This is a genomic window from Clostridium lamae (assembly GCF_033043255.1).
In the GTDB taxonomy this organism is placed as follows: Bacteria; Bacillota; Clostridia; order Clostridiales; family Clostridiaceae; genus Clostridium; species Clostridium lamae.
The window spans coordinates 84,620-97,199 of the sequence record NZ_JASCQJ010000010.1; the positions used below are offsets into that span (position 1 = coordinate 84,620).

11 protein-coding genes are annotated in these 12,580 nt (G+C 30.0%); 10 read left to right on the forward strand and 1 reads right to left on the reverse strand.

The genetic code is table 11. From position 1 onward, the window contains the following. Positions 1–3: 3 nt before the first annotated feature. Positions 4–666, forward strand: a complete 663-nt coding sequence (locus QK892_RS07395) for a cyclodeaminase/cyclohydrolase family protein (protein ID WP_317272899.1) — start codon at positions 4–6, stop codon at positions 664–666. A gap of 25 nt (positions 667–691) precedes the next feature. Here QK892_RS07395 and pdaA read toward each other — a convergent pair whose 3' ends face one another. Further along, on the reverse strand, positions 692–1,447 hold the full coding sequence (gene pdaA / locus QK892_RS07400) for a delta-lactam-biosynthetic de-N-acetylase (RefSeq protein ID WP_394855011.1): 756 nt from the start codon (positions 1,445–1,447) through the stop codon (positions 692–694). A gap of 194 nt (positions 1,448–1,641) precedes the next feature. Between pdaA and ychF the strand changes: the two genes are divergently transcribed. From ychF to spoVE, 9 genes are all read left to right on the forward strand, one after another. Next, on the forward strand, positions 1,642–2,739 hold the full coding sequence (gene ychF / locus QK892_RS07405) for a redox-regulated ATPase YchF (RefSeq protein WP_317272900.1): 1,098 nt from the start codon (positions 1,642–1,644) through the stop codon (positions 2,737–2,739). 476 nt (positions 2,740–3,215) lie between these two features. Continuing rightward, positions 3,216–3,644, forward strand: a complete 429-nt coding sequence (mraZ, locus tag QK892_RS07410) for a division/cell wall cluster transcriptional repressor MraZ (RefSeq protein ID WP_317272901.1) — start codon at positions 3,216–3,218, stop codon at positions 3,642–3,644. 11 nt (positions 3,645–3,655) lie between these two features. Then, complete coding sequence (rsmH, locus tag QK892_RS07415; protein ID WP_317272902.1) at positions 3,656–4,588, forward strand: 16S rRNA (cytosine(1402)-N(4))-methyltransferase RsmH; 933 nt, start codon at positions 3,656–3,658, stop codon at positions 4,586–4,588. 39 nt (positions 4,589–4,627) lie between these two features. After that, positions 4,628–5,065, forward strand: a complete 438-nt coding sequence (locus QK892_RS07420) for a cell division protein FtsL (protein ID WP_317272903.1) — start codon at positions 4,628–4,630, stop codon at positions 5,063–5,065. A gap of 86 nt (positions 5,066–5,151) precedes the next feature. Further along, positions 5,152–7,347 (forward strand): stage V sporulation protein D, encoded by a 2,196-nt coding sequence (locus tag QK892_RS07425; protein WP_317272904.1) that lies wholly within the window; start codon positions 5,152–5,154, stop codon positions 7,345–7,347. Between the two features lie 99 nt (positions 7,348–7,446). After that, positions 7,447–8,901 carry a UDP-N-acetylmuramoyl-L-alanyl-D-glutamate--2,6-diaminopimelate ligase gene (locus QK892_RS07430; protein ID WP_317272905.1) on the forward strand — a complete coding sequence of 485 codons (1,455 nt, stop codon included), beginning with the start codon at positions 7,447–7,449 and terminating at the stop codon, positions 8,899–8,901. 11 nt (positions 8,902–8,912) lie between these two features. Continuing rightward, entirely contained in the window at positions 8,913–10,274 is a 1,362-nt protein-coding gene (locus tag QK892_RS07435) for a UDP-N-acetylmuramoyl-tripeptide--D-alanyl-D-alanine ligase (RefSeq protein ID WP_317272906.1), read from the forward strand. Between the two features lie 33 nt (positions 10,275–10,307). Beyond that, a complete protein-coding gene (gene mraY, locus QK892_RS07440) occupies positions 10,308–11,282 on the forward strand; it encodes a phospho-N-acetylmuramoyl-pentapeptide-transferase (protein ID WP_317272907.1) in 975 nt (324 codons plus the stop codon). Between the two features lie 21 nt (positions 11,283–11,303). Beyond that, positions 11,304–12,422: a stage V sporulation protein E gene (spoVE, locus tag QK892_RS07445; RefSeq protein ID WP_317272908.1), complete on the forward strand. Its 1,119-nt coding sequence runs from the start codon at positions 11,304–11,306 to the stop codon at positions 12,420–12,422. The last annotated feature ends 158 nt before the right edge of the window (positions 12,423–12,580 follow it).

A 12,580-nucleotide genomic window follows, 5' to 3' on the forward strand; every position in this document is an offset into this window, starting at 1 on the left:
TAAATGTTATTTAAAGAATATAGAATAGAAGAATTTTTAAATGAATTATCTTCTGATGCACCATCTCCAGGAGGTGGAAGTACTGCAGCGCTAGTTTTAGCTCTTTCTGCAAGTTTGAATTCCATGGTATATTCATTAACTATAGGCAAGAAAGTTTATGACAGCTTAAAAGAAGAAGAAAAAGAAAAGATGATTATTTTACAAAATGATGCCAAAGAAATAATTTTAAAAGCTCAAGAATTAATGGAGAAGGATAGAGAAGATTTCTTAAGTTTAATGAACTCTTATAAATTACCTAAGAATAATAATGAGGAAATAAAATTTCGAAAAGAAAAGATTAAAGAATTTACTATAAAGGCAATGGAAACTCCTTTACAACTAGCTGAAGAATGTATTAAGTTTTATGATAATATTGAGTTTGCTATAAAATATGGAAATAAAAATTTGATTTCTGATGCGGGAGTTGCATTAACTTTGTTACATTCTGCTATAGAAAGTGCAATTATTAATGTTAAAGTAAATTTAAATTTTTTACGAGAAGAGAAATTTACTATTGAAATAGAGAAAAAATGTAATAGTATTATAAATAATTCTTATGTAAAAAAGTGTAACTTAATGAATGAAGTAGATGAAATTATTTATCCTAAAAAAGTCTCTATAAATTAATAGAGACTTTTTTAGGATAGTTATTTTAAGGTAATTCCGTTAAAGATTTAAATTCATAACCTTGAGATTTTAGTTGTTGAATTACATTCTTTAATATTTTAGCATTTGTATCGGAAACAGCATGTAAAAGAATTATTGATCCAGGATGAACTCCAGCAACTATTTTTTGAATTGCTGCAGTTTCTTCAGGTTGATTATCAACTAACCAATCTTTATAAGCAAAACTCCAAAATATAGTTTTATAACCTAAATCATTAGTTTTCTTTAATGAATTCTTTGAGTATTTTCCCATAGGCGGTCTAAAGAATTTTGGCATATCTTCACCAATTAAAGATTTATATTCATCTTCGACCTCGGAAAGCTCTATTTTAAATTTTTCATTATCTTTTATGCTAGCCATTGATGGATGATGAGAGGAATGATTACAAACTAAGTGACCTTCATCTACCATTCTTTTAATTATTTCTGGTTCTTTTTTTATATATGGTTTAACTACAAAAAATGCTGCAGGTACATTCTCTTCTTTTAATGTATCTAGTATTTTGGGAGTATTGCCATTTTCATATCCTTCATCAAAAGTTAAGTAAAGAATTTTTGAATTGGTATCTCCTACATAATAAGCATTATATTCTGATAGAAAGCTGGCTGATTCTTTTGGTTGTTCTGGAGTAGTACCGTTTCCTCTTTTAACGAAATACCAATTAAGTTCTAAATCATCTGATGCCTTTACTATTTTAGGAGATAAAGTAAGAGTAAAGAACAAAGCAATCATCAATATCATAAATTTTTTTGTGTTTTTCAAAATTCTCGCCTCCTTTAGAATTATTTTTATCTAAAATAATTCTTTTATTCTGGAAATAGAATGAAAGTAATCAAAACATGACTTGTATCTTTATATGTTGAAATAATTTGGAGAGTAGAGTATAATTTTAAAGATGTTAAGATGTGAATAAGTAAGGAAAGGAATGTACATAGATGAATTTAGGAATAGTTGGTTTACCTAATGTAGGTAAAAGTACTTTATTTAATGCAATAACAAAAGCTGGAGCTGAATCAGCAAACTATCCTTTTTGTACTATAGAACCAAATGTTGGAGTAGTAAGTGTTCCAGATAAGAGATTAGATGTTTTAGAAAAAATGTATAATACTAAGAAAAAAGTTTATACTGCTGTTGAATTTTATGATATAGCGGGACTAGTTAAAGGTGCATCTAAAGGAGAAGGACTAGGAAATAAATTCTTATCTCATATAAGAGAAGTATCAGCAATTGTTCATGTAGTTAGATGTTTTGATGATGGAAATGTAGTGCATGTTGAGGGTTCAGTTGATCCTATTAGAGATATAGAAACTATTAATTTAGAACTTATATTTGCTGATTTAGAAGTTCTTGAAAGAAGAATGGAAAGAAGTATGAAGCAAGTAAGGTCTGGAGATAAAAAGGCCAAAGAAGAATATGCTTTAATGGAGAAAGTAAAAGCTCATTTAGAGCAAAATTTACCTATTAGAACATTAGAAGTTACTGAAGAAGAAGAAGAAATAATAAAAGGATTATTCTTAATTACTTCTAAGCCAGTTCTGTATGCTTGTAATATATCAGAAGATGATATGATGGAAGGCAATTTAAATAATGAGTATGTACAAAAGGTAAAAGCTTATGCTGAAGTAGAAAATTCTGGAGTAGTTATAGTTTGTGCTAAACTTGAAGAAGAGTTATCGGGATTAGAAGATGATGAAAAGTTAGAAATGCTTAGTGAATATGGACTAACAGAATCAGGTTTAGACAAGTTAATAAGAGCAAGTTATAAGTTGTTAGGATTGATTAGTTATTTAACTGCTGGAGTTCAAGAAGTAAGAGCGTGGACTATAAAAGAAGGAACAAAAGCTCCACAAGCTGCTGGCAAAATTCACTCAGATATAGAGAGAGGATTTATAAGAGCTGAAATTGTTTCGTATGATGATTTACTTGAATGTGGTTCTGAAGCAGCAGCAAAGGAAAAAGGTCTTTACAGATTAGAAGGTAAAGATTATGTTATGAAAGATGGAGATGTTGTTAATTTCAGATTTAATGTATAAAATTAATAAAAAAGGTTGATAAAAATCAACCTTTTTATTTTTTGGGAATTTATAAAAATATTACCTCATTATTAATTTTCATAATTCCGAATGAAATGAGGAATTATTTCCTTTAGATATAAGAGAGAAAAATATAATGCTAGTGTGACTTGGAGCGAATCCGAGGTCCCGAGAAATATAATATTTGACCCTTCTTTATTATTATACGGGGAATTTATAAAAGGATTACCCTTGAGAATATCCTTTTATAAATTCCTTCCTTTTGTTTTGAAGTGTGATATATAAGGTTACGATGACTTGGAGCAACGCGACGGAATAAGTGACCTTATATATCACACTTATTTATTTTGCAAATAAATAGCATCAAAAAATGAAATAAACCTTGAAGTATTTAGCAAAAAATTATAAAATTAAAGTATAAAGTGGTTGAAAGTGGTTAGAAGTGGTGGAGAATTTCTTGGAAGGTGGAGTTAAAGATGTTTATTGGAGAATATCAACATGCAATAGATGCCAAAAACAGAATGATAGTTCCTTCTAAAATAAGAGAAGGCTTAGGTAGTAAGTTTGTTATTACTAAAGGCTTAGATGGATGTCTTTATGCTTACCCAATGGAAGAATGGAAAACTTTAGAAACTAAGTTGAAATCTTTACCACTTACCAATAAGGATGCTAGAGCATTTGTAAGATTCTTTTTTTCAGGTGCTTGTGAGATTGAAGTAGATAAACAAGGAAGAGGATTAATTCCTCAAAACTTAAAAGAATATGCAGGTATAGAAAAGGAAATAGTAAGTATAGGGGTATTAACCAGAGTAGAAATCTGGAGCAAAGAAAAATGGGAAGAATATAACGAATCAGATATAGATTTTGACTCTATTGCTGAAAAAATGAGTGATTTAGGAATATAAGGAGAATCATTATGGAATTTAAACATGTATCTGTACTTTTAAATGAGTGTATAGAGGGATTGAAAATAAAAGAAAATGGAATCTATGTAGATGGAACTCTAGGTGGAGGTGGACATTCATCAGAAATATTGAAAAATCTTTCTGATGATGGACTATTAATAGGAATCGACCAAGATAAAGATGCATTAAAGGCAGCAAGTGCTAGGTTACAGAATTATAAAAATGTAAAATACGTACATAATAATTTTTATAATATAGATTCTATATTAAATGAGTTAGATATTGAAAAGGTTGATGGAATACTAATGGATCTAGGTGTATCTTCTTATCAATTAGATACAGGAGATAGAGGGTTTAGCTATATGCAGGATGCACAATTAGATATGAGAATGAATAGGGAAAATTCATTATCAGCTTATGATGTAGTAAACAATTATGACGAAGAGACAATTTATAAAATAATTAGAGATTATGGTGAAGAAAAATTTGCTAAAAGAATAGCAAGATTTATAGTGGAAAATAGAGAAAAGAAAAATATTGAAACTACACTAGAATTAGTTGAGATAATAAAGGCTGCAATACCTGCGAAGGCAAGACGAGAAGGACCGCATCCAGCTAAAAGAACATTCCAAGCCATTAGAATTGAAGTTAATAGCGAGTTATCTATACTTAATAAGGCTATTGAAGACGGAGTAAACAGATTAAATAAAGGTGGAAGAATGGCTATAATAACATTCCACTCTTTAGAAGATAGGATAGTAAAGCTTAAATTTAAGGAGTTAGCTACAGCGTGTACTTGTCCAAGAGAGTTCCCTATATGTGTATGTGGGGGAAAAGCAAAAGTAAAGCTTATATCAAGAAAAGCAATTGAGCCAACAAAAGAAGAAATTGATGAAAATCCAAGAAGTAGAAGTGCTAAATTAAGGGTAATAGAGAGAATATAATAAAAAAAACTAAGTAAAAGACAATGGGGGTGTAATAAAATGGTTAATAAGGAATATGATTATATAAGGGGAAATACAGCTTTAAATCCAAAGAGAAGATATGATGAGGAAAAGAAAAGACAAGTACGAGAAGAAATAGAGAGACAAAAAAAAGAACAACTTAGAAAAGCACAAGAAACTAAAAAAGCTGTTGTAAAGAATATATTACAAGTTGCATCTATCGCCTTAGTTTTTGGGGTTTTAACTATTGCTAGAGATGGGAAAGTTTATAGAATGCAGAATGATTTAAGTAGTGTTAAGAGTAATATAAAGACAGCTACAGCGGAAAATGAGGCCTTAAGAGTTAATTTATTAAAACTTGCTTCCCTTGATGAGATAAAATTAGTTGCCAGTGAAACAGGAATGGTAGTGCCTCAAAAGGAAGATACTATAACTATAAATATAACTAAGGATTTCTTCGCTGATATTAGAGAGTAACATAAGTAATAAAATAGTACACTTGCCAGATAAAGAGTATTAATTATACTCAACATGTTATTAATTAATTGCATGGAGGCATTGATGTGAATAGAAAGAGTTATAGAGATAAAGCGCTAATGAAAAAGAGAATATCATTAGCGCTTATAGTATTGATATGTTTATTTAGTCTTCTTATGATAAGACTATCTTATATAATGATAGTTAAAAGGGAAGATTATGCTTTAGGCGCTGAAGAACAATGGACAAGTGAAGTTAAAATTGATGCGAGAAGAGGACGTATATTGGACAGAAATGGGGTTGAACTTGCAGTGTCTGCTAATGTATATAGAGTGGATTTTGATTTAAACTCTATTAAAGGACATTTGAGAAAAGAAAATCTCACAAATAATGATATAGCACCAGAAATCGCTGAAGCACTTAGTATGGAAGAGAAAAAGGTTTTAGATAAGTTAAATACTAAATTGCCTAGTGGGGCTGATGCAGGAGCTGCAATTCTTGTAAGAAGAATAGAAAAAGAACAAGCGGATAAGGTTAAAAATTTAAACATACCAGGAGTTATAGTTTCTCCAGATACAAAGAGATACTATCCTAATGGAAATTTTCTAGCACATGTTTTAGGAAGTACTAACATTGATGGACAAGGGCTAACTGGAATAGAACTAGAATATAATGATTATTTATCAGGTACTCCTGGACTTAGAATTTCAGAATTAAGCAAGTATAACGATGAACTTCCTTATACAATTTCAGAATTTACTTCTCCTATAAATGGAAAAGATGTTGTTCTAACTATAGATGCAAATTTACAAGCATTTGCTGAAAAAATTGCTGAAGAAGGTTATAATGATAATTTAGCAAAGCAAGTTTCAATTATTATTATGGATCCTAATAATGGTGAAATACTTGCAATGGTAAACAAACCAGATTTTGACCCGAATAATCCATATGAAGGTGCTGAGAATTATGAGGGAGAATCTTTAGCTGAAAAGGTGCAAAAAATGTGGAGAAATCATTTAGTTAACGATACATTTGAACCAGGTTCTATTTTTAAGGTAGTTACTATGATAGGAAATTTGGAAGAAGGATTAGTTAAAGAAGATGATACATTTGTTTGTAATGGAAGTTTAAAAATAGGTCCACATACTATAAAATGTTGGAAGACATCTGGCCATGGAACTCAAACTTTACCAGAAATATTACAAAATTCATGTAACGTAGGATTTATGGAAATTGGTAAGAGAATAGGTAAGGAGAAATTAAATGAATATATTAAAAAATTAGGGTTTGGACAAATAAGTGGGGTAGATTTACCTGGAGAAGCAAAGGGAATAACTAAGAAGACTGAAGATATTAACGAAGCAGATTTAGCTACGATTTCATTTGGACAAACAAATACTGTGAATGCAGTTCAATATATGACTGCTTATAATAGTATTATAAATGGTGGAAAGTTAATACAACCTCATTTAATGAAGGAAATAACTTCTGTAAATGATAAAGGAGAGAATGTTGTAGAAGAATCTTTTGAGCCTAATATAGTTGATGTACTTACAGAAGAAAAAACTGCTATATTAAGAGATTACCTAGAAAGGACTGTTTCATATGGAGGATCAAGCAAAGCATATGTTGAAGGATATCATGTGGGAGCAAAGACTGGTACAGCTCAAAAGGTAAATCCTAAAGGTGGAGGGTATGAATCAGGTAAATATATTTCATCTTTAGCAGGGTTTGCTCCAGCAGATGATCCTCAAGTTACAGTATTTATTTCAATAGATGAGCCTGGAACCGGAACATATTATGCAGGTCAAATTGTAGCTCCTTTAGCAAATGAGTTGTTTACAGATATATTTAATTACATGAATGAAAATATGCCTAAAGATGATATAAACAGTATAGTGAAAGATGTTGTTATTCCAGAATTAAGAGGGCTTGAGATAAGTGAAGCTAAAAAAATATTGAAAGAGTATAATTTGGAGTATAATATTCAAGGAAATGGGTCTATAATAACAGATATGAAACCTTATCCAGGATATACAGTTAAAGAAAATTCTAAGATTAATATAGACACAGGAGAGATAGAGTTTTATAATAAATATGTCGTTATGCCAGATTTAAGGGGTAGCACTCTAGAGATAGCGACAAGCGTTTTAGATGATCTCGGAATAACTTTTAGTTATGAAGGTGAAGGAACAATAGTTAAACAAAGCATACCAAAAGGTGAGATGATTTCTAAAGGTACTAATGTTAATTTAGTATTAAATAATGAATATGGAGATTAATTAGAATATCCCTTTACATTAGCATGTGGGAAACTCACATGCTAAATTTATATACAAAAGACATAGGGATTTCGTTTAGAATATTAAGGAGATGGTTAAATGAAGTTATTAGAGTTATTAAAAGGAGTAAGTTTTGAAGTCTTAAGTGGGAGCCAAGATGTAGAGGTAAACCACATCCAATATGATAGTAGAAAAATAGAAGCTGGAGACCTATTTGTTTGTCTTACAGGCTTTGAAGTTGATGGACATAACTATGCTTTGAAAGCAATAGAAGCTGGAGCAAAGGTTATTCTATGTGAGAGAGATATAAATATAAGAGAAGAAGGAATAACTGTATTATTAGTTAAAGAAGGTAGAAAAGCTTTAGCTACTATGTCTTCTAATTATTATGGCAATCCAGCAAGTAAGTTAAAATTAATAGGTGTAACTGGAACTAATGGTAAAACAACAACAGTGTACTTATTAAAATCAATTTTAGAAAAAGCAGGAAAAAAAGTTGGATTAGTTGGCACAATTGCGAATTATATTGGAGATAAAAAAGTAAAATCTGAAAGGACAACTCCAGAATCTTTAGAACTTCAAAAGTTATTTAAAGATATGGTTGAAGACCATTGTGAATATTGTGTTATGGAGGTATCATCCCACTCATTATACCTAGATAGAGTTTACGGATGTGAATTTGAAGTTGGAATATTTACTAATTTAACAAGAGACCATCTAGATTTTCATAAATCATTTGAAAATTATTATGATGCAAAATTCAAACTGTTTAAAAGAAGTAAAACTTGCGTAATAAATATAGATGATGATTATGGATATAGAATTGTAAGAGACATTGAAAGCCTTGATAATAAGGAAGTAAGGACATATTCAATTAAAGATGAAAGTGATTTTAAGGCTTCTGAAGTTATGTTAAAAGAAGGAGACATTCACTTTAAAGTCAATGGGGAAAATTACAATTCTATATTACCAGGAGAATATAATGTATATAATGCATTAGGAGCAATTGCTGCTATGGATGTTTTAGATATTGATAATAGATATATTGCACAAGGGCTTGTAGATGTAGTTGTTCCAGGAAGATGCGAAAGAATCGGTCATAAATATAATATTCCTTATGATATTATAATTGATTTTGCGCATACTCCTGATGGGTTAAAAAATATACTAGAAACACTGAAAGATTATACTAAAAACAGATTGATTGCAGTATATGGATGTGGTGGAGATAGGGATAAGGTAAAGAGAGCAGAATTAGGCAGGATTGGAACTGAACTAGCAGATTTAGCTGTTATTACATCTGATAATCCTAGAGAAGAAGATCCTATGGCTATAATAAAAGAAATAATTGCCGGTATAAGTAAATCAAATTATATAGCTATAGAAGATAGATCGGAAGCAATAAAGCTAGCATTAAACATGGCTGAAGAAGGAGATGTAGTAGTACTAGCAGGCAAAGGCCATGAAAATTATCAAATAACTAATGAAGGGATAATTCATTTTGATGAAAGAGAAGTTGTTGATGAAATCCTAGCAAATAAGAGAAAAAAATAGAGGTGTATAAGGTGGAATTATCTTTAAATGAAGTTTTAGAAGCTACAGCAGGAAAAGTGATAATAGAAGGAAAAAAGGAATTTAATAAAATTTGTATAGATACAAGAAAAATTGAAGCTAATAATATATATTTAGCAATTAATGGTGAGAGATTTAATGGGAACAAATTTGTTATGGAAGCTTTTGAAAAAGGTGCTTCCATAGCAATTGTAGATGAAGTCTTATTTGATATAGAAAAATGTGATAATTTAGGAACAGTAATAAAGGTAGAGGATTCAGAAGAAGCTTTATTAAACCTAGCAAGCTTTTATAGAAAAAAACTTGGAATTAAGGTTGTAGGTGTTACAGGATCATGTGGTAAAACGTCAACAAAAGATTTAATAGCAGCTTTTTTAAGTCATAAGTATAAGGTTTTTAAAACAAAAGGAAATTTTAATAATCAAATAGGATTACCACTTATGATTTTAGAACTTGACAGTTCTTATGATGTTGCAGTATTAGAGATGGGAATGAGCAATTTAGGAGAAATAGATGTACTAGCTAATTGTGCACGACCTGATATTGCTGTAATTACAAACATAGGATTATCTCATATTGAAAATTTAAAGACTCAAGATAATATACTAAAAGCGAAGTCGGAAATATTTAATTATTTCAATGAAAGCAATACTTTAATTATTAATGACGAAGATGATAATTTACAAAAAATAAAAAATAAATGTTTTGAAATTATAAGAATTGGCTATAATCATGAATATGATGTCTATGCTGTTAATATTATACTAAAGGAGGATAAAACTTCCTTTACGGTGAAAGATAAAGATGGTCAATTTAATTTTGAGATTCCTATGGCTGGCAAACATAATATTTTAAATTCGATGTTGGCTATAGCAGTAGGTAAAAAGTTGGATGTATCATTTTCAGACATGGAAAAAGGAATTAAGAATCTTGAAGCTACTTCAATGAGGCTACAAGTTATTAAAAAAGAAAAATTCACTATAATAAATGACTGCTATAATGCAAGTCCTGATTCAATGAAATCTTCAATTGATGTTCTTAATTCTTATGAAAATGGAAGAAAAATTGCTATACTAGGAACTATGAATGAACTTGGTGATGAATCTATAAATGCACATACCGAAGTTGGATATTATGCTAAAAATAAAGTTGACTTATTAATAGTAATTGGGAAATATATAGATTGCTATAAGAAAGGCTTTGAATTAGATAATATTATAACTTTTGATGATAAAGAGGACTTTATCAGTAGTATAAGTACAATCGTCAAAGAGAATGATGTGATTTTAGTAAAAGCATCAAGAGGCATGAAATTTGAAGAAATAGTAATTTCACTAGAAAAGGTAGAAATATAACAAAGGAGGTGAACTGCCTTTTAGGCAGTAATAATGGGGGAGAAGTTAATAGACATTGTAACATCGAAAATAGCTATAGGATTAGTATTATCTTTTATAGTATCAATTATTATAGGACCGATAATAATACCTATGCTAACTAAATTGAAATTTGGTCAAAATATAAGAAAAGAAGGGCCTAAAAGCCATCTAAAAAAAGCAGGCACTCCTACTATTGGAGGACTAATATTTATTATTTCAACATTAATAGTTATGATTGCGATGAGATTTAGCCCTACGGATGAAGCAATGATAGCGCTTTATTCGTTATTAGCTTTTGGATTTATTGGATTTTTAGATGATATATTAAAAATAGTGAAAAAAGATAATGAAGGACTAAAAGCTTGGCAAAAAATGTTACTACTAATTATCTTTTCTACTGCAATAGCAGTTTATGGATCTGTAAATTTAGGTACTGCTTTAAGAATACCATTTATAAATACAATAATACCATTAGGAATGCTATATATACCGTTTGTAATTGTTTATTATGCAGGTGCAACCAATGCAGTTAATTTAACTGATGGGTTAGACGGATTAGCATCCACTGTTAGCGTATTAGTTTTAACTTTTTTTGGTGTTGTTGCATTCACAATGGGACATGAATCACTAGCTATTTTTTCTATAATATTAGCAGGTGGATTACTTGGTTTCTTAAAGTTTAATGCATATCCAGCTAAGGTATTTATGGGTGATACAGGTTCATTAGCGATAGGTGGTGCAATAGCAACTATTGCATTAATATTGGAATTGCCACTTATTTTATTTATAGTTGGTGGAATTTATGTATTTGAAACTATTTCAGTAATTCTACAAGTTTCATCATATAAATTAAGAGGTAAGAGATTATTTAAGATGGCACCAATTCATCATCATTTCGAGCAAATAGGATGGAGTGAAACTAAAATAGTAACAATTTTTGCGATTATTACTGTAGTTTTATGCTTTATAGGATTTATGGCCCTTTAATCATCGATTGGAGGAGGTTTTATGAGAGCAGCAAAACAAAAAGCTAAGTTAGGTGAGATTGACTATGGTATATTTTATGCTGTTATTCTTTTACTTGCAATTGGAGTAATAATGATTTATTCAGCTAGTTCATATTATGCTATGTTTAAAGAAGGCGATAGTATGGTATATTTAAAGAAACAATTAATTTGGGCTATAACTGGGTTAATAGCAATGGCAATTATGGCAAACTTTGATTACCATAAATTACGCAAGATTACTCCGCATATACTTATTATTACTATACCATTATTAATTGCTGTATTTTTCTTCCCAGCAGTAAATGGAGCTAAAAGATGGATTCAATTAGGTCCATTGTCATTCCAACCATCTGAGCTAACTAAATACGCTGTAGTAATGTTTTTAGCTATGAGCTTAGATGCAAAAGGTGATGGAATTAAGAAATTCTGGACAGGAATAGTTCCTTATTTGGGGATATCAGGTTTTTTTGCGGCGTTGATTTTAGCAGAAAAGAATCTAAGTATTGCAGCTATTATTATGATAGTTACATTCATTTTGCTTTTTGTAGCAGGAGGAAGATTAAAAGATTTGTTTGGGAAAGTTGCTCCTGTTTTATTAGTTGCAGTAATGTTTTTTATATTTGGAGAAGATTATAGAAGAGCAAGGATGCTTAACTTTTTAAATCCGTGGCAAGATCCAGCAGGAGATGGGTATCAATTAATACAATCATTTTATGCATTGGGAGCTGGTGGAGTAACTGGACTTGGGCTTGGCCAATCCAGGCAAAAAACTTTATATATGCCAGAACCACATAATGACTTTATTTTTTCTATAATAGGTGAAGAACTTGGTTTGATTGGTTGTTTATTTATTATACTTCTATTTGTATTTTTTGTTTGGAGGGGAATAAAAGTATCTATGAAAGCTATGGATTCTTATGGAACTTTGTTAGCCATAGGTATTACATCAATAATTGCAGTTCAAGCAATTATAAATATTGCTGTTGTTACAGGATCAATGCCTGTAACCGGGGTACCAATGCCTTTTATTAGCTACGGAGGAACATCATTAGTTATTAATATGATGGCTATGGGAATACTTTTAAACATATCAAGGCAGGTTCAAGGTAAAAATATATAATAAAAAAGAGTGAATTTTAATATTAAATTTCACTCTTTTTTAATTTATGTGTAATAATTATTATTAAATTTTAAATTAAGTAAAATTTATGATGAAAAAATAACCAAAAAGTGATATTATTAAAATATATATTATTATGTAAAAGTGGGAGAACTATG